Raw genomic sequence first — 18,242 nt, 5'->3', positions numbered from 1 at the left:
CGACCCCATGACGCACCCTACGACCGCGACCGGCTCGACGCCGGACTCCGCCCCGATGACGAGCGGGGACGACGGGCCACAGGCGTCCGGCCTCGTGGCACGCTCCATCGCCGAGGCAGTGGGCTCGTTCTTCATCATCCTCGTGGGCCTCGGAGCCACCATGCTCGCGACGGAGACGTCCCTCCAGCCGACGCTCGTGTTCGGGTTCGCCGTCGTGGCAGCGATGATCGCCTTCGGCTACATCTCCGGGGGCCACTTCAACCCGGCTGTCACCCTCGGCTCGGCGATCGCCGGGCGGACCGGCTGGGCCTCCGTGGTCCCCTACATCGTGGCGCAGGTCCTGGGGGCGGTGGCGGCGTCCGGATTGATCTGGCTGGTCCTCAGCGCGAACTCGCAGCTCACCGGGATCCGTACCTTCTTCAGCTCGGCTTCCAACGGCTTCGGTGAGCACTCGCCGGCCCAGTTCCCCCTGACGAGTGCTTTCCTCCTGGAGGTCACCGCGACCGCCATCCTGGTGGCCGTCTTCCTCGGCGCCGGTTCGCGCCGTGCTCGGCGCGACCTGGCACCGTTCGCCGTCGGCCTGGCCTTCGCGGGCCTGCTCTCGTTCCTCCTGCCCGTCACGAACGGTGCCCTCAATCCCATCCGGGCCACCGCGTCGGCCATCTTCGCGGACTCCTGGGCGCTTCAGCAGCTGTGGCTGTTCTGGGCCGCGCCGATCATCGGAGGCGTCATCGCAGGGCTGGTCTTCCGCACCGTCGACAGCTGGGAACCCGCCCGAGCCGGCCGTGGCACGGTTGATGCCCCCGTCTCCGCCCCGGCAGATCCTGCGGCCGGTGAGGGGAGCTCCGAGTCGATGACGACCGAGCCCTCGAGGCACGGTTCGCCCGCGGCGCGGGACACCCCTGGCGGAACCGCGGCAGGCGACCGCGTCGTGCAGGGTGACGAGCGCCGCGGACGTGACGCGGCAACCTTCTTCGAGACGCGGGACACCGATGCGCGCGAGGCAACACGAATGGACGATCCGAATGCACCCGGGACGGGGCGCTAGCGTCCTTTCGCGGCCCGCCGCGCGCTGGTTCGCGGAATGTCGGCGAGCGGCGGTAGCGTGAAAATCATGAAGATCCTCCACACGTCGGACTGGCACCTGGGCCGATCGTTCCACGGCACCGGGATGCTCGACTCCCAGCGGATCTTCATCGACAACCTCGAGAAGACGGTCCGCGAGGAGGGGGTCGATGTCGTCCTCATTACCGGGGACGTGTACGACCGGGCACTGCCCGGCGTCGACGTCGTCGCCCTCTTCGATGACGCCCTCGATCGGCTGACCGTGGCCGGAGCGCACGTCGTCGTCAGTAGCGGGAACCACGATTCCGCGACGCGGCTGGGATTCGGCGGACGGATCCTGGCGCGAGGCGGAGTGCACCTGCGTACGCGCATCGAGGACATCGGGACGCCGGTCGTGCGTACACTCGGAGCAGGTGCAGAGCTCGCCATCTACGGCGTCCCGTACCTGGAGCCGCGCGTCGTCGCCGAGATCCTCCAGGCGCAGGCAAGCACGCACACGGCCGTCACGACGGCGGCACTCGACCGGGTCCGCGCGGACATCGCCCAGCGGGCTTCCGAGCGCCGCGTGGTGTCGATCGTCATGGCGCATACCTTTGCTGCAGGTGGTGCGGGTTCTGACAGTGAGCGCGACCTCGCCATCGGCGGCCTCGGCTCCGTCCCCCTCTCCCTCTTCGATGGCTTCGACTACGCAGCGCTCGGGCACCTGCACGGGAGGCAGAAACTCTCCGACAGCGTGCGCTACTCGGGATCGCCCCTTGCCTACTCCTTCTCGGAGGTGAACCAGACCAAGGGTGCCTGGCTCATCGAGGCGACGGAGAACGGCATCGGCATGGTTCGCGCCATCGAGTGGCCGGCGCCACGTGACCTCGCCGTTCTGCGGGGCCCGCTCGAGGACCTCCTGATCCGCGAGGACCTCCGATCGGCCCAGAACGCCTACTGCCACATCACGCTGACGGACAGGGAGCGGCCGGCACGAGCCATGGAACGCCTCCGGACGAGATTCCCCGATACCCTCGTCCTCGCCTTCGCGCCCGAGGGCGGAGAGCGGGAGGACGCACGGACCTACAGCCAGCGCATGGCGGAGGCACGGGACGATGCCGACATCTGCAGTGGTTTCCTGCATCACGTACGCGGCCGCGCCGCGTCGGCGGGGGAAGAGGCGCTCATCCGGTCGACCGTCGATTCCGCGCTGAGCCTCGCGCACGAGCGATAGGACGGCTTTGTGAGAATCCACAACCTCGAGATCCAGGCGTTCGGCCCGTTCGCCGACCGCCAGGTCGTCGACTTCGACGCCCTGTCGAGTCAGGGACTGTTCCTGCTGAACGGCCCAACCGGGGCCGGCAAATCCAGCGTGCTGGACGCTGTGTGCTTCGCGCTCTACGGTTCAGTTCCGGGCGCACGACAGGGAGCCAAGCGACTCCGGAGCGATCACGCGGCGGAGTCGGTGGCCCCTGAGGTCTCCCTGGAGTTCTCCGTCGCCGATCGTCGCTTCCGGGTCGTGCGGTCACCGGCCTGGGAGCGGCCGGCGCGCCGGGGGAGTGGCACCACGACGGAGCAGGCGCGCACCCTGCTCAGCGAGCGGATCGGCTCCGAGTGGGTGCAGAAGTCTGCACGGAGTGACGAGGCGGGGCTGGAACTGCAATCCCTGCTCGGCATGGACAAGGAGCAGTTCACCAAGGTGGTGATGCTCCCTCAGGGTGAGTTCGCGGCGTTCCTGCGGGCCGACGCAAAGCCACGGCGTGAACTGCTGCAGCGTCTTTTCTCGACGGTCCGCTTCGAGGACCTCGAACGGTTGTTCGCCGAGGAGAGCCAGCGGTCGTCCCGGGAGCTGGCCGAGGAGGAGGGCAAGCAGCGGCATCTCTTCCTCCGGGCGGCGGATGAAGCCGAGCGGCACGGTCTGGGCATGACAACGGCAACTCCCCCTGACGATGCACCCGGTGCGGCAGACAAAGTCATCGGAACCATGTCCCCGGAGGAGCGGGATGGAGAGGTGCATGCGCTTACGGAGGCGCTGCGCGACCGATGGGAGGTGGCGGCCGCGGAGAACACGGAGCTTGCTGAGAAGAGTGCGCTCGCCGATGGCTCGCTGGCAAGCATCAGCCGACGTCGGCTCCGCTTCGAAGCCCTTGCGCAGCTCCGGCGGCGACGCCGGGAGCATGAGAGCCGAACGGAGGGCATCGCGCGCCTGGTGGAGCAGACGCGCCGTCATGATCAGGCGCAGGGGCTTGCTGCCCTTCTCCGGTTGAGCGACGAGGCGACCTCGGAGCTGGAACGTGCACAGACGGGTGAGGAAGATGCCCGGCGCCGTGTTGAGGCAGACCGTGTCGCCGGAGAGTATCTGGACTTCCGTCTGCTCGGTCCTGGCACTGACTCCTCCGAGCGACCGAGGGAAGCCCTCACGGCGGCCTGCGAAGCGTCCTCGTCAGCGTTGGCAGTCCTGCGTGCTGCGCTGCCGGAGGAACAGCGGCTGATCGACGTGCGACGTGAACTCGGCGGCTTGACGACGGAGGTCGGCCGCCTCGACGGACGGATCGACGAGGCGGACGGAGGGATCAGTGCGCTGCAGCGCCGGCGCGCGGAGGACTCCGACAGCCTGGTACCCCTGCGGCTGGCCGCCGATGGCCTCACGCATGTCCGCGCCGAACTCGCCGCGGCAGTCGCTGCGGAGGATATCGTCCGGCAGCATGGCATTGCCGAGGAGCGTCGGGGCGTGGCTGAAGCGGAGTACGTCCTCGCGTCGGAGCGTTTTCTCGCCTTGAAGGAGGAATGGCTGCACAAGCTGCAACTCCGGCTCGAGCAGGCCGCGGAGGAGCTTGCGGAACGACTCGAGGAGGGACAGCCCTGCCCGGTCTGCGGTAGCGAGGAGCATCCGGCTCCTGTGACATCGCCCGGCGGTGACCGCGTCACCCTCGCGGAGGAGCAGTCCGCGCGCCGGCAACAGGCCGATGCCGAAACCGCCCTGCAGGCCGCCCGGGAGGCAAGGGACCGCATCCGGCTCGAACTGGCTGATCTCGCGGCTCGTGGAGGCGCCAGAGTTCCCGAGGACGTTGCCTCCTCGACCCGCGCCGCCCGTCTCAGGGTGGACCGGACGGAGGCGGCGCAGGCGGAGTGTGTTTCCGTCGAAGAGCGGATTGTGCGCGCGACCGAGGAGGAGGAGCGGTTGCGGGCACTGCGGGACGTCCTGCGTCACGAGCGGAGCGAGGTGGAGAAGCGCCGGGCATCGCTGACCGACCAGGACGCCATGCTGGCCCGAAGACTGGAGGGACTGCAGGCAGGGGCTGCGTCCCTGGCGGACCGTGTGGACGAGGTGCAGCGCGCCGCCGAGAGGATCGAGTGCGCCCGGAGCGCGCTCGATGCTCTGGACCGGGCGACGACTGCGCTGCAGGAGAGCCGACAGCGGCTCGAGCAGGCGCTGGGCAGCACGCCGTTCACCTCGGCGGCTGATGTACGAGCAGCATTGTTGCCGGAGGACCGTCACGCCCGGCACATGCAATCCGTCAGGGACCACGAGATCCAGGGTCACCGCCTTGACGCGGAGTGGGACTCCGAGGACATCAGGGAGTGCCTGCGGGAGGAGGAGAACGGCCTGACTTCGCCATCCGACGACGACGAACGCGATGCGGCAGCAGCAGCGGCAGATCTTCGGACCCGCGCCCACCGGGCAGGCATCAGCGCCGAGGTATTGGGGCACTCCGTGGTGCAGCTCGAGACCTACGCCCGAGAGCTGTCCGACCGTGAACGCACCATCGCACCGCTGAGGGAGCGGGCGCACCTCACCTCGGCCATAGCCGACACCACGCGCGGAGGCGGTGAGAACCTGTACAAGATGTCCCTCGCGACGTATGTGCTCGCGTCCCGCCTCGAGCAGGTCGCGGCCGCCGCGACCGAGCGGCTACTCCAGATGTCCGACGGGCGGTACCAGCTCGTCCACAGCGATGCCACGGCGGGGAACAAGCGGTCGGGCCTCGGCCTCGATGTGATCGACGGGTGGACGGGCAATCGACGGGACACATCGACGCTCTCCGGTGGAGAGTCCTTCATGGCGTCCCTGGCGCTCGCGCTCGGGCTGGCTGACGTGGTGCAGCAGGAGGCAGGTGGACTCGACATCGAGACGCTGTTCGTGGACGAAGGGTTCGGCTCGCTGGACGACCAGGCCCTCGAGCAGGTGATGGACGCTCTCGAGGGCTTGAGGAGTGGGGGGCGGGTCATCGGACTCGTCAGCCACGTGCCTGAACTCAAGCAGCGCATCAGTGCGCAACTGCAGGTCGTGAAAGGCAGGCAGGGTTCGAGTCTGCACTATGTGGAGCGGCGTGTGAGCGTGTAAAATTTCATGCGTTACCGGGTCGGGCGCATCGGGAGGGGGGACGATGCGCGTTTCGCGCACCCGGAAAGTACATGTACAAGAACCCCACACCGGCCTCGCCGAGTCCTGTCCCATCCCCGGACACATCCCCTGCATCGACCGCCGAAGCACCTCGACGATCCCGGTTGGGCAAGTTCGGTGTCCTCCCGCAGCTGGCAGGAACTTCTTTCCTCGTTCTCGGCCTCTTCGCCCGGCTTCCCCTGGCGATGCTCGCGGTCGGAGCTCTCACGCTCGTCACCACCGCCAGCGGTTCCTATGCGGTTGGAGGCTTCGCAGCGGGTGCCGTCGGTCTCGGATCCGCCCTCGGAGCACCCCTGCTCGGATTCCTCGCCGACAAGCGTGGCCAGCGGATCGTCCTGCTCGTGTCGGCGGTGCTCAATACCCTGGCCATCGCGGCCCTGCTGGTCGTGACATCGACCAGCGCCGGCTTCACCGGTCGGGCTCTCGCACTCGTCCTCGTATCGTCCCTCGCCATGGGATTCACCTGCCCGCAGGTCGGCCCGCTCGCCCGCGTGCGGTGGATGGCCATGACCCGCAGGAGTCCCCGATCTGCCCTGGACACAGCACTGTCCTATGAAGGCACCGCCGATGAGCTGACGTTCGTCCTCGGCCCGGCACTCGTCGGGCTGCTTGCGAGCCTGATCGCACCATGGCTTCCGCTGGCCCTCGCCGCCGCACTCACCATCACTTTCGTCTGCGCCTTCGCCGTGCATCCCACTGTTGCCTTCAGCGATGCGGGTCGGCTCGTGGAGTCCCAGGTGGACGCCGATGGTGGAGCCCTCGGGCAGGATGGAACGGGCGCGTCGGTTCCGCGTCTCGGTCCGGCCCTCGTGCTGCTCCCCGTTGCAGGCATGGTCGCCATGGGCAGCTTCTTCGGTTCCACGCAGACCTTCCTCACCGCCTTCACCGGCGAGTTCGGCGCTGCCGAATCTTCCGGTCTGCTGTATGCCGTCATGGGGTCGAGTTCCGCCATCGCCGCACTGTCGGTAGCCTACTGGTCGCCGCGCTTCCGTCACACGAGCCGCTGGATGGTGTCGGCAGCGGCGATGACCGGTGCCGCGGCCGCGCTCGCCCTGCCCGTGTCGATCGCCGTCATGGTGGTGGTCCTGCTGATCCTGGGACTCTTCGTCGGACCCGCCATGGTCACCATCTTCTCCATCGGCTCCGCAGTGGCACCGGCTCATCGCCTCGGCACCGTCATGACGTTCCTCGCGAGCGGCATCGTGGCAGGCACGGCGGTCGGGTCAGCGCTCGCCGGTACTCTCGCCCAAGCGGGCGGCGCTGCAGGTGCCGCGATGGTGCCGGGCGTGGCAGCCGGAATCCTGCTGCTGATCGGGGCGCTGTCCGCCATCGCTCTCCGTCGCGTCAGCGCAGCCTGACCACGAGTCGACCTCGGGTCATCAACCGACTGTTCATCGGTTACCGCCGCGCCTAGGATCGGAGCACGGCCGATCAGCAGGAGGACACATGAGCACCGAAGGAACCAACCGCAACGACGACGATCAGGCGGACTCGCAGGGCGTGGGACCCGAAGGAACCATCCCCGCGGGCGCTGACGGGGTCGCAGCCGGGACGATGGACGAGCCGAGCAATTTCGAACCGGAAGAGGACGACGACGGCGCCTAGGGGCGCCCCGTCCGCAGCAGCGGATGCATCACCCGCGGCTGTCAGCTGGTGCGGGGAGCCCTGCCCGGTGGCTCGGGGATGTGGATATTGCCCGTGATCACGCCGCCTGTGATGGCTTCGAGCGTCAGCATGTCCACGTCCCGGGAGTACGAGGGCGTGCCCGCGGCCCGAGGTTGATCAGCAGGGGTGAGGGGCGGATCGAAGTGCTCGTCCGCATAGCTTCGGAGCTGCAGGGCGACGTCGTGGGCGTAGGGCCGTGCCGTCGGATCCCGTGAGGTCATTCGATGCAACACATCGCTCCAGTCCGCGCCCAGGGACTCGGGCACCTCCGGATCGCGCAGCAGGCGGGCTAGCGCAGCCTCGACGGCAGGGCCCGAGAAGGCCTTTTCACCAGTGAGGCACTCCAGGAGCACGAGCCCGAGGGAGTAGATGTCGCTCCGCTCATCCAACGCATCACCCCTGGCCTGCTCGGGACTGAGGTAGTTCGCGGTCCCGATTGTTGCACCGGCAGCAGTCGCCATGGTTGCGTCGATCATGCGTGCGATGCCGAAGTCGGTGAGCTTCGGATACAGGCGGGTGCTGTTGTCCCTGCTGTGGAACATCAGTATGTTGGCGGGCTTCACGTCGCGGTGCACAACGCCCTCGGAGTGGATGTAGGCCAGGGCATCGGCGAGGTCGGCACCCACCTGCGCGACGTCGACTGCGGAAAGGGCTCCGCGCTTGAGCAGGTGCCGGAGGTCCTCGCCGTCGACGAGCTCCATGACGAGGAAGCCGGTGGTGCGGCCATCCCGGTCCTGGTGGATACCTGCGTCATGCAGCGTCACGAGGCCGGGATGATTCAGCGTCGACAGCAGCATCGTCTCCGTGTGCTGGCGCCGGTAGTCGTCGTCGTCGGGCGTCGTCGGATTGAAGATCTTGACCGCGACATCGCGACCGAGGTTGTGGTCGACGGCGCGGTAGACGGAAGCAGCCCCACCCACTCCGAGGAGGTCGGTGGTCTGGTAGCGGTCAGCAAGGAGCACATCCATGGGGTGTCCTCCCGTGACAGGTTGTGATGATGGATCATCGCCGAGCCTCAGAGTAAGGCGGCTGATCAGTTCTCAGTATAGCGCCGCTCCGGTGCCGATTTCCCGGAGCGGCGCGCACCTCGCCGAGCCGTCAACACCGGGTGTCAGGCCAGGAATTCGACCGCCGCTTCCTTGAACAGCCGGGAGGTGATGGCGTTGGTGTGGTTCCTGCCCGGAAGACGGGTGATGCGGGCATTCGGGGCCCAGTCCTGGAGGTCGTCGATGCCTCCTGCATAGTCGTCCTGATCGCCCGCGACCAGGAGAAGCGGCATCTTCGGTACGGCTGCCTGCGGATCGAAGGGCTCCGTGGTGATGGCCGATACAAGCGCCAGGAGTGATGGGAGGTCGTTGTCAGGGACGGCCTGAGCCATGCGCAGGAGGTCGACCGTCGTAGGGTCCTGGGACGCCGGCCCCCCGGCAAGGAAGCGCTCCGCGCCGGCGAGATCGAAGGTGGCGAGCGGATCAGCCGTTCCGGGCCCGCCGAGAACCATCCGCCGGACCGTTTCCGGCTGCGTGGCGCCGAACTCCCAGGCCAGTCGCGACCCGAGCGAGTATCCGACGACGTCGACGCCGGAGGTGGGCTCGCCGTCCCTCAGGGGGGTGATGCGTTCGTCGAAGAGCGCCTGCAGGATGTCCGCGCGGATCCTGCTCGGCGCATAGGCGCCGGCATCCGCGGGAGCAGCACTGTCCCCGTGCGCGGGCAGGTCGACCATGACGGCCGAGCGCCCGGCATCATTCAGGACTCGTACCCAGCCGGTGTCGACCCAGTTCCGCTGCGACGAGGATCCGAAGCCGTGCAGCAGCAGGACCGGGGGAAGCGGACGTGGATCGCGAGCATCGCTGCGGGTGATGGACAGGTGTGGGTCGACACCCTCGACGTCGTGTACAGCGTGGTGGTCCATGGACCTATGGTAAGGGCGGCAGGGACATGTGCATCCTTGAACACATCCCCGCCGCGCGGCCTCGAATGGCCGACGCATGTGACTTTAGACACTCCTCCTCCTCGGGGCAACCCGAAGCGCGGTTATGACGCGGGGCGGCGGTGCGGGGGCCAAGTGCCGTCGGCCCTCGCTCACGCTGTCGCCTCGATATGAGTTATAGTCAAACTGACCTTAACAAGACACGCGTCGTTGACCGGCCGGAGGGCTTCATGGACAGTTCCGCCAATGTGTCGGAGCGGCAGGTGCAGGCTCCGTCCCTTGCGATCTCCACTGTCATCTTCGCGCTGCGTGACGACACGGCTACCGGGCGCCCGGAGATCTGGTTGCCTCTCGTCCGCCGGATCCGCCAGCCGCACCTGGGCAGATGGGCCCTTCCCGGAGGTCCGCTGGACGGCCGCGAGTCCCTGCAGGACGCCGCAGCGCGGAACCTCCGGGAGACCACGGACCTCGATCCCACGTACCTCGAGCAGCTGTACGCCTTCGGAGGGCTGGATCGATCGGCCACGCAACGGCTCGTGTCGATCGTCTACTGGGCGCTCGTCCGCCCGGAGCAGGCAGACCTGGCACGGGCCTCCGAGAACGTCCAGTGGTTCCGCGCGTCCGAAGTCGCGGGGCTGGCCTTCGACCACGACGAGATCGTGGCCTACGCACTCGGAAGACTGAGGGGCAAGATCGAGTACGGCTCGGTCGCCTACCACTTCCTGGGTGATCGTTTCACGCTGGCGCAGCTGAGGGGTGTCTATGAGGCCGTGCTCGGCAAGCAGCTCGACCCGGCGAACTTCCGACGGCAATTCCGGTCCGCCAAAGACATCGCGCCGACCGACGAGGTGCTCCAGGGAGGACGGAACAGGCCGCCGCGCCTCTACCGGTACACGGGAGCACGGGCGGACCCTCCGGGCGTGGACGATGGCACCGGTGCCGGCACCAGAACGGGCTTGGCGCCGGGGACTGGAGTCCGGAACCCGGTCGGCGTTCCTGGGGCCATGCAGGCCGACGTCGTCGCAGAGGCTGCCGGAGGGCAGTCCTAGGCCCGGCCCGCACGCCACGTCGGCCGATCCGCGGCCCCCCGCATGGTCGGAGCCTGTTCAGCCAGGCACTCCTGCTCCGCGCTCGTCCGGACCCATCCGGTCCGGACCCCTTCGATCGAACGCCCCGCCGTACCGCCCCCACGCCCTGCCGGGCGAGGGCCCACCCTAGGGAGAAGCACTTGTCCGTCACCACTGCCATCGAGCTCATCTCACGCGGAACAACAGCCGTACCTGCGCCCACCTCGACCTGTTCTCCGGCGCTCGCCCGGGATCCCTGGGCCTTCGACGCGCTGCCCATGCCCGAGTACGGGCCGGGCGCCTCCATGGGGGATACCGCTCCGCCTGCGACACCCCGCCAGGGCGAACTGCCCGAGGAGTACAGGACAGCCTCCGCTCCGGACCTGGACCGACGCATCCGCGCGGCGAAGGAGACGCTGGGGGAGTCGGTCGTCATTCTCGGGCACTTCTACCAGCGTGACGAGGTGGTGCAGTATGCCGATTTCGTCGGCGACAGCTATCAGCTCGCGCGTGCAGCCACGGAGCGGGCCGAGGCGGAGGCCATCGTGTTCTGTGGGGTCCACTTCATGGCCGAGACGGCGGACATGCTCTCGACTCCGCAGCAGGCCGTCATCCTCCCGAACCTCGCCGCCGGCTGCTCGATGGCCGACATGGCCGACATCGACTCGGTCTCCGAGTGCTGGGAACAGCTGACCGAGCTGTTCGGCTCGGAACCCGACGCCGACGGACGCCAACCCGTCATTCCCGTGACGTACATGAATTCCTCCGCCGCACTGAAGGGTTTCTGCGGCGAGCACGGAGGAATAGTCTGCACGTCGTCGAACGCCGCCGCAGTGCTCGAGTGGGCGTTCGAACGTGGCCAGCGCGTCCTCTTCTTTCCGGACCAGCACCTTGGACGCAACACCGCCAAGGCCATGGGCGTCCCGCTGGAGCACATGCCGATGTGGAACCCGAGGAAGCCATGGGGCGGAACGGACGAGCAGACCCTCCGGGACTCCCGTGTGATCCTCTGGCACGGATTCTGCTCCGTGCACAAGCGCTTCACCGTCGCCCAGATCGACAAGGCCCGGGCGGAGTTCCCCGGTGTCCGGGTGATCGTGCACCCGGAATGCCCGATGCCCGTCGTCGACGCCGCCGATGAGGCGGGCTCCACCGACTACATCCGGAAGGCGATCGATGCGGCGGAGCCCGGCAGCACGTTCGCGATCGGCACCGAGATCAACATGGTGAACCGCCTCGCCGCCCAGTATCCGCAGCACACCATCTTCTGCCTCGATCCCGTGATTTGCCCCTGTTCGACGATGTACCGCATCCATCCCGGCTACCTCGCCTGGGTGCTGGAGGGACTCGTCGAGGGCAGGGTGATGAATCGCATCACGGTTGCGGACAACGTTGCGGAGCCGGCCCGCGTGGCCCTCAACCGGATGCTCGCGGTCCGCCCATGACCCGGACGGGCACGCGTGGCACGACGGCTCCCTCCGTCGGTCGGGCGCGTCGGATCGTGGTGGTCGGCGCCGGCATCGCAGGGCTTCAGACGGCACTCGTGCTGCGTCAGCTCGATGCGCGGTGCGCCGTCGTCCTGGTCTCGAAGGTCGCCCTCACCGAGAGCAACACGCGGTATGCGCAGGGCGGCATCGCCGCCGTCGTTCCTCGGGTCGAGGAGACTGACGGGCGGCACTCGCGGCGGGCCGACGGGGACACCGGGGACTCCGTCGCCGCGCACATCGCCGACACCCAGGCCGCGGGTGCAGGTGTCTCCGACCCGTTCGCCGTCTCGGTGCTCTGCCATGGTGCAGCCGACGGCATTCGGGCCCTGCGGCGCGCGGGAGTCGTCTTCGACACCGTCGGCGACACGGGAACATCCTTGGCCCTCGGACGCGAAGCCGCCCATTCGGCTGCCCGTATCCTGCATCTCGGAGGGGACGCGACGGGTGCCGGCCTCGTTGACGCGCTGACCGCGGCCGTCAGGAGGGATGACGGCATCGAGGTGCTCGAGAACACCTTCGTGTCGCGCGTCCTGCTGTCGACCCCGACGGGAAGCTTGCCCCTGGCCGTCGGGGTGCGCGTACTCGCGGCCGGTCGCCTCCGCGACATCACCGCCGACGCCGTCGTGCTTGCGACCGGCGGGGCGGGCCAGCTCTTCGCCTCCACGACGAACCCGGTGATCGCCACGGGCGACGGCGTAGCGTTGGCCTGGCGAGCAGGAGCTGTGGTCGCCGATCTCGAGTTCTTCCAGTTCCACCCGACGTCACTCGATGTTCCGGGCAACCCGCTGATCTCCGAAGCAGTCCGGGGCGAGGGTGCCCGGCTCGTCGATGCCGACGGACGGGCCTTCATGGCGGACTACCACCCCGACGGGGACCTGGCCCCGCGCGACGTCGTGTCCCGCAGCATCGCCCGACACCTCGCGCTCCGCGCCTCCGATCCGGCGACCCCTTCGGCGAACAGCTCCGTGGCGGGCGCGCCGGATCACTCCTCCGGAAACCGGGTGTACCTCGACGCGACCGCCCTGGGGGAGGAGTTCCTCACCCGGCGCTTCCCCTCGTTGACGGAGCTCACTGCGCGCTACGGATTCGACTGGTCGTCGGAGATCATCCCGGTGGTGCCCGCAGCCCACTACTGGATGGGAGGAGTGCGGACCGACGCCGACGGGCGGACGTCCGTGCCCGGGCTGTTCGCCGTCGGAGAGGTGGCGAGAACGGGCGTCCACGGCGCCAACCGCCTGGCCTCGAACAGCCTGCTCGAGGGCGTGGTGTTCGGTGCCCGCTGCGCGGCGGCGATCGTCCACGGCAGGGCAGGGGCGCCCAGCTTCGACGCCGAGCCCGTCGACCTCGACTCACCCAGGGCGGCGTCCTACGCCTTCAGCCGCCGCGACCTGCAGGACCTGATGTCCGACCACGCCGGGGTGCTGCGCACGGGCGCTGGCCTCGACCTGGCCCGCAAGCACCTCGCCTCCTACCGTGCCGGTGCCGATCCAGAGACGGACAACCTACTGCTGTGCGCGCGCCTGCTCGTGCACGCAGCCACGCAGCGCACGGCGTCCTGCGGAGCCCACTACCGGGCAGACCAGACCGAGACCTCCCCCCGGCCCGCACCCGGCCGGTCCTATGTACGAGCTGCTGAAGGAGCCACCGAATGACCCCCACGACCAGCCCCACGAGGGCCGCCATGAGCAGGCCGACCCCGGTGGTACCGCAGGCGACCGTTCCGCCGCGGCACCTCATCGAGTCGATCGTCGCCGCTGCGCTCGCCGAGGACGCACCCTGGGGTGACATCACGGTCCAGGCGCTCATCGACCCCGACCTCTGCTCGACGGCGACCATTACGGCACGCGAACCAGGTGTCCTCTGCGGAACGGCGGCCATCGAGGTGGCCATGCAGCTGACCGACGGCCGTATCAGCGTCACGTTCCCACGCCCGGACGGCTCCCGCTTCGAGGCTGGAGACACCATAGCCGACATCTCCGGGCCGGCCGCGGGTATCCTCAAGGCCGAGCGGACGGCCCTCAATATCGTTCAACGCCTCAGCGGGATCGCGACCATGACCCAAGCCTTCGTGGAGGCTGCCGGCGGTACGGACGCCCGGATCGTCGACACCCGCAAGACCACCCCGGGCCTCAGGGTGCTGGAGCGGTGGGCGGTCCGGTGCGGAGGTGGCTCGAACCACCGATCCAGCCTCTCCGATGCCGTGATGGTGAAGGACAACCACCTTGCCCTGCTCGCCGTCGACGGGCCCTGGGCACTCACGGCTGCACTGCTGGCAGCCCGCTCGCGGCTGCCGCACACGGTGCACGTCGAGGTGGAGGTCGATCGGCTGGACCAGATCGAGCCGGTCCTCGCAGCGGGGGTCGACACGATCATGCTCGACAACTTCGCCCTCGAGGAACTGGCGGAGGGCGTACGCATGATCGGCGGCCGTGCGCTTGTCGAGGCCAGTGGGAACGTGCGCCTGGACACGGTGGCGGCGATCGCTGCAACCGGGGTGGACATCATCTCCGCGGGTGCGCTCACGCACAGCGTCCGTGCCCTCGACCTGGGGCTCGATTTCGCGGCGGGCCCCGGCAGGCCCGTGGCGGCTGCTTCGGATGGGGTAACGGAGGATGCTACCGATCAGGGCGGCGAGCATGATCTACCTTGACGCCGCCGCGACGGCACCGGTCCGGCGTGAGGTCCTCGAGGAGATGTGGCCCCTCCTGACCACGACGTTCGGGAACCCTTCGAGCCACCACACCTATGGCGAGGCCGCCGCGGACGCCTTCTCGACCGCCCGCGTCCGGCTCGCGGGGATGCTCGGCTGCAGGCCGTCGGAGGTCATCATCACCTCGGGCGGCACCGAGGCCAACAATCTCGCGTTGAAGGGTATCTCCCTCGCCTCCCCTCGGGGCCGCCATATCGTCACGAGCGCGATCGAGCATCCCGCGGTGACCGAGGTCCTCGCCTACCTGCGGGACACGCATAATTTTCGGATCACCGTGCTGCCCGTCTCCGACACCGGTGTCGTAGCGCCCGCCGCACTCGAGGCTGTCTTGAGGGAGGACACCACGCTGTGCACCGTGATGTACGCCAACAACGAGATGGGCACGGTGCAGGACGTCGCCGCTCTGGCGGGAATCTGCAGGAGGAGAGGCGTCCCCTTCCACACGGACGCCGTGCAGGCTGCAGGCTGGCTTCCTATCGACGTCGACCGTCTGGGCGTCTCGGCGCTCAGCCTGTCCGGACACAAACTCGGCACGCCGAAGGGTATCGGCCTGCTGTACCTGCGCTCGGGAATCCGCTGCGAACCGGTGCTGCATGGCGGGGGCCAGGAACGGGGGCGCCGCTCGGGCACGGAGAACGTGGCCGGCGCCGTCGGCCTCGCGAGGGCGCTGGAGCTGGCCCGGGGCGCGCTACCTGCAGCAGCCGCTGACGCGGCGTCGGCGCGCGACGCCTTCATCGCGCGGATTCTGACGCGTGTTCCGGATGCCCTTCTGACGGGTCATGCCGAGGACCGACTGCCGAACCTCGCCTCCTTCTGTTTCCCAGGCGTGAGCGGGGAGACCGTCCTGCTCGAACTCGAGCGGCGCGGCGTCGTCTGCTCGAGTGGGTCGGCCTGCGCGGCCGGATCCTCGGAGCCGTCGGCCGTCCTGCTGGCACTCGGGCTCGACGAGGGGACAGCCCTCAGCGCCGTCCGCCTGTCGTGGACCCAGGCCACGGCACGCGAGGACCTCGAGGAGGCAGCCGACGCCGTCATCGCGTCGGTCCTCGCCGCCCGCTCCCTCGGCGCGGCACATGGGCTCGGTCACCTCGCCGACACCTAGACTGGCGGCACGAGGCGACGCCGAGGGAGGACCGCAATGATCGAGGCACGACCCAGTACGAGCGCCTGGCAGTTCTCGCGCATCCTCACCGCGGCGCTCATCGCGCTCCTCCTCGCGTCGTGCACCGCGGCGGAGGAGGGCGACGGAAGTGCGTCGTCATCAGGATCATCTGCCAGCGCAACACCCGAGCCGACCGTGGCGCCCCTCCGCGAGGCACGGGACGGGTGGAAAGTCTTCACCGATCCTTCGAGGCTCGTGAGCTTCGAACTGCCCCAGGACTGGGTGGTGCAACCGCTCGCTCCCGCGCCCGGCCTCTACGCGCCCGATTCGCTGCACTACGCCGTCCGCACGCCGGACGGGATGACCACCGCAGAGCTGCACTCCGGCATCCTCACACCGGAAGCGCCCTGCCCCGAGTCGGAGCGCACGCCCTACTACGTCATCGGCAGCGAACCGCTCGCGCTGACGGACGAACCAGCGGCCGCAACCGGGATCGAGCCGCGATTCGTCGTCCGGCTCATCACCGGATTCCGCTTCTTCGGCGCGTACGGGATCACCGACGGAGTAGGCGGGGCGGACGCGCTGGCCTGCTCCCTGTCGAACACCGTCCAGGGCGGCGAATCCTTGGGCCGCTTCAGTTTCGGAGACCTCGAGGTGCTCGCACCGAAAGCGCCGGCGAACACCGGTCCGGCAACCGTCTCCTTCGGCACGATCGGGGAGGCCGAGGAGTACTACGCCACGCCGGAGTTCGCCACCATCCGCGAGATGATCCTCTCGGTGCAGGTCGCGGCACCGCCGACGGGCTGACTCCTCGCCTTCGGCCGGCGGCCGACCCTATCGCCGTCGGTCAGCCGGCAGGCCCACTTTCCCGTCGGTCAAGCAGGCAGGCCCATCCTTGGCTCTCGGTTGGCCGGCAGGCCGTCGGTCATCCGGCAGGCTGGAGCGACGCGTAGTCCACTCCGGTCAATTCGACACTGCGGTTCCAGAGCCGCACCGCGATGTCCCGGTCCAGAACCCTGGCCACCGGTGCCACGAGGCGGGGAGCGCCGCGGGTCTCGCCCGGACCGGACGGGCCGTAGTAATCGCCGCCCCTGACGTCCGGGGCCGTCGCCGCGTACAGGGTGGGCAGTGCTCCGGCTGCATCGGACTGGCTCATCAGCCGAACGAAGCCGGAGAAGACGTCAAGCATGGCCGGGGTCTGCATGCCGGCGGTCAGGTTGGTGTTTGCGAGCCCCGGGTGTGCTGCCACCGAGACGAGGTCCCACCCTGCGGCACGGGCGCGTCGATCAAGTTCCACCATGAAGTACAGGTTGGCGATCTTGCTCTGTCCATAGGCACCCCATCGGCGATAGCCGCGCTCGGACTGCAGGTCCCCGAAGTCGAGACGGCCGCGCTTGTGCGCGAGGCTCGACAGCGTGACCACGCGCGCCGAAGTGGCCGCATGGAGGTTCCGCAGCAGCAAACCCGTCAGTGCGAAGTGGCCGAGGTGATTGGTGCCGAACTGCAGCTCGAACCCGTCAGCGGTGGTCGACCTCGGCGTCGCCATGACTCCCGCGTTGTTCACGAGCAGATCGAGCGGTCCCTCCGTGCCGGCCGCGAAGTCGCGCACGGAGGCGAGATTCGCCAGATCGAGCACGCGCATGTGCACGTGCTCGCTTCCGCTGAGGGAACGCACCCTCTGTTCGGCGTCGCGCCCCCGCTGCTCGCTGCGGCACGCGAGCACGACATGGGCACCCTTCCGCGCCAGCCCGACGGCGGTCTGCAGTCCGAGCCCGCTGTTGGCGCCCGTGATGATCGCACGCTTTCCGGTCAGGTCACCGATGGCATCCGCTGTGAACTCGCTCATGATGTTCCTCTCATGCTGCTACGGCCCGCCGGCCCGGAGATGCCCGGCCGACGCCGACGTGTGCGGCCTTTTCTCAAGCATAGAGTTGGAGGCGAACCGACCGTCTACCGGGAGCAACGAACCGGCCTCAGTCCGATGGACTTCCACGCCGCCGTCGAGGCGTGGGTCGACGGTTCCTGGCTCCTGCTGGACGCGACCGGGCTTGCGCCGAGGGCCTCGATGCTGCGCATTGAGACCGGCAGGGATGCTACCGACACGGCCTTCCTCTCGACGGTCGGCGGCTCGCTGCAGCATTCACGGCTCCTGGTGACTGCCTCGGTCCACAACCTCCCCCTGGAGCGCAGCGAAGAGCGGCTCGTCCTCCGCTGATTGCCGCGCTGACTGCTCCCCAGACGGACGAGCCCACCCGACGCCGGCGATGACGAAGCCCTCCCGCGTTCCGCGTCGACGGTCCGGGGAGGTACGCCGTGCTAGTCGCCGAGGTGCGCGTTGATCTTGTCGGTGAGTGCTTTGAGCTGCTCCATCTCGGATGTGCTGAGCACGGGCGCCAGCACCTCCTGGATGCGGTGGACATGCGTCGATCCGATGCGCCTCTGCAACGCCCGGCCCTCGTCGGTGAGCGCGAGTTCGACGCCGCGCTGGTCCGTCTGCGCGGGCCGCTTCACCACCAGGCCCTTTGCTTCCAGCCGGTCCACCATCCGGCTGAGGCTGGGCTGGCTGATGAGTAGGTGGTGGTTGAGCTCGTTGAGGCGCGTCCAGCCCGTGGGACAGCGGGTCAGGTTGAAGAGGACGTCGTACTCGCCGATGGGTAGCTCCCTGAACACCGGATCCATGCGGATTCGCCGCATGACGCCGACCTGAGCGCGGAACAGCGACTCCCAGGTCTCCGACGACTGCCGGACCGAGGGCCCGGTATCGCTCGGGTCGTCCTGATCCGTGCGTCCGATCGTTGTGTCCACCTGCTCAGCCATGGCTGCGTCCCGGCCTTCTGC

General features: G+C 68.7%; 15 protein-coding genes and 1 pseudogene. 12 read left to right on the top strand and 4 right to left on the bottom strand.

Annotation, left to right across the window (positions count from 1 at the left end):
• Positions 1-7 precede the first annotated feature (7 nt).
• From D6T63_RS05080 to D6T63_RS19145, 5 genes are all read left to right on the top strand, one after another.
• The gene (locus D6T63_RS05080) at positions 8-1,048 is read left to right on the top strand and encodes an aquaporin (RefSeq protein ID WP_120147924.1); all 1,041 of its coding nucleotides are present in this window, start codon (positions 8-10) and stop codon (positions 1,046-1,048) included.
• A 66-nt stretch (positions 1,049-1,114) separates the two neighbouring features.
• The gene (locus D6T63_RS05075) at positions 1,115-2,278 is read left to right on the top strand and encodes an exonuclease SbcCD subunit D (protein WP_120147923.1); all 1,164 of its coding nucleotides are present in this window, start codon (positions 1,115-1,117) and stop codon (positions 2,276-2,278) included.
• A 9-nt stretch (positions 2,279-2,287) separates the two neighbouring features.
• Entirely contained in the window at positions 2,288-5,389 is a 3,102-nt protein-coding gene (locus D6T63_RS05070; RefSeq protein ID WP_120147922.1) for an AAA family ATPase, read from the top strand.
• 71 nt (positions 5,390-5,460) lie between these two features.
• Complete coding sequence (locus tag D6T63_RS05065; RefSeq protein ID WP_120147921.1) at positions 5,461-6,807, top strand: MFS transporter; 1,347 nt, start codon at positions 5,461-5,463, stop codon at positions 6,805-6,807.
• An 88-nt stretch (positions 6,808-6,895) separates the two neighbouring features.
• Positions 6,896-7,054, top strand: a complete 159-nt coding sequence (locus tag D6T63_RS19145) for a hypothetical protein (protein ID WP_182976874.1) — start codon at positions 6,896-6,898, stop codon at positions 7,052-7,054.
• A 41-nt stretch (positions 7,055-7,095) separates the two neighbouring features.
• Here the strand turns inward: D6T63_RS19145 and D6T63_RS05060 are convergent, their stop codons facing one another.
• Both D6T63_RS05060 and D6T63_RS05055 read right to left on the bottom strand, forming a co-directional pair.
• Complete coding sequence (locus D6T63_RS05060) at positions 7,096-8,082, bottom strand: serine/threonine-protein kinase (RefSeq protein WP_120147920.1); 987 nt, start codon at positions 8,080-8,082, stop codon at positions 7,096-7,098.
• Positions 8,083-8,225: 143 nt separating this feature from the next.
• Positions 8,226-9,023, bottom strand: coding sequence for an alpha/beta fold hydrolase (locus tag D6T63_RS05055; RefSeq protein WP_120147919.1), 798 nt, complete (start codon positions 9,021-9,023; stop codon positions 8,226-8,228).
• A 248-nt stretch (positions 9,024-9,271) separates the two neighbouring features.
• Here D6T63_RS05055 and D6T63_RS05050 point away from each other — a divergent pair, with 248 nt between their 5' ends.
• From D6T63_RS05050 to D6T63_RS05025, 6 genes are all read left to right on the top strand, one after another.
• Positions 9,272-10,090 carry an NUDIX hydrolase gene (locus D6T63_RS05050; protein WP_120147918.1) on the top strand — a complete coding sequence of 273 codons (819 nt, stop codon included), beginning with the start codon at positions 9,272-9,274 and terminating at the stop codon, positions 10,088-10,090.
• A gap of 179 nt (positions 10,091-10,269) precedes the next feature.
• Positions 10,270-11,553 carry a quinolinate synthase NadA gene (nadA, locus tag D6T63_RS05045; protein ID WP_120147917.1) on the top strand — a complete coding sequence of 428 codons (1,284 nt, stop codon included), beginning with the start codon at positions 10,270-10,272 and terminating at the stop codon, positions 11,551-11,553.
• Positions 11,550-13,247 (top strand): L-aspartate oxidase, encoded by a 1,698-nt coding sequence (gene nadB / locus D6T63_RS05040; protein WP_120147916.1) that lies wholly within the window; start codon positions 11,550-11,552, stop codon positions 13,245-13,247. The genes nadA and nadB overlap by 4 nt, the downstream gene beginning before the upstream one ends.
• 29 nt (positions 13,248-13,276) lie before the next feature.
• Entirely contained in the window at positions 13,277-14,245 is a 969-nt protein-coding gene (gene nadC / locus D6T63_RS05035; RefSeq protein ID WP_120148058.1) for a carboxylating nicotinate-nucleotide diphosphorylase, read from the top strand.
• Complete coding sequence (locus D6T63_RS05030) at positions 14,232-15,404, top strand: cysteine desulfurase family protein (protein WP_120147915.1); 1,173 nt, start codon at positions 14,232-14,234, stop codon at positions 15,402-15,404. Before nadC ends, D6T63_RS05030 begins: the two co-directional genes overlap by 14 nt.
• A gap of 36 nt (positions 15,405-15,440) precedes the next feature.
• Positions 15,441-16,211: a hypothetical protein gene (locus tag D6T63_RS05025; RefSeq protein WP_120147914.1), complete on the top strand. Its 771-nt coding sequence runs from the start codon at positions 15,441-15,443 to the stop codon at positions 16,209-16,211.
• A 118-nt stretch (positions 16,212-16,329) separates the two neighbouring features.
• On the opposite strand, the gene D6T63_RS05020 is transcribed toward D6T63_RS05025, so the two are convergent.
• Positions 16,330-17,250 carry an oxidoreductase gene (locus D6T63_RS05020; RefSeq protein ID WP_120147913.1) on the bottom strand — a complete coding sequence of 307 codons (921 nt, stop codon included), beginning with the start codon at positions 17,248-17,250 and terminating at the stop codon, positions 16,330-16,332.
• A gap of 123 nt (positions 17,251-17,373) precedes the next feature.
• On the opposite strand from D6T63_RS05020, the pseudogene D6T63_RS05015 reads away from it, so the two are divergent.
• Positions 17,374-17,619 (top strand): annotated as a pseudogene (locus tag D6T63_RS05015) (transglutaminase); the annotation flags it as partial.
• Between the two features lie 101 nt (positions 17,620-17,720).
• Here the strand turns inward: D6T63_RS05015 and D6T63_RS05010 are convergent.
• Positions 17,721-18,221, bottom strand: a complete 501-nt coding sequence (locus D6T63_RS05010; RefSeq protein WP_120147912.1) for a MarR family winged helix-turn-helix transcriptional regulator — start codon at positions 18,219-18,221, stop codon at positions 17,721-17,723.
• Between the last annotated feature and the right edge of the window lie 21 nt (positions 18,222-18,242).

Origin of the sequence: Arthrobacter cheniae (genome assembly GCF_003602275.1) — a bacterium.
Taxonomy (GTDB): Bacteria; Actinomycetota; Actinomycetes; order Actinomycetales; family Micrococcaceae; genus Arthrobacter_D; species Arthrobacter_D cheniae.
Note: the sequence above shows the minus strand (reverse complement) of the source record. Positions and strands in the feature narration are given on the sequence as shown.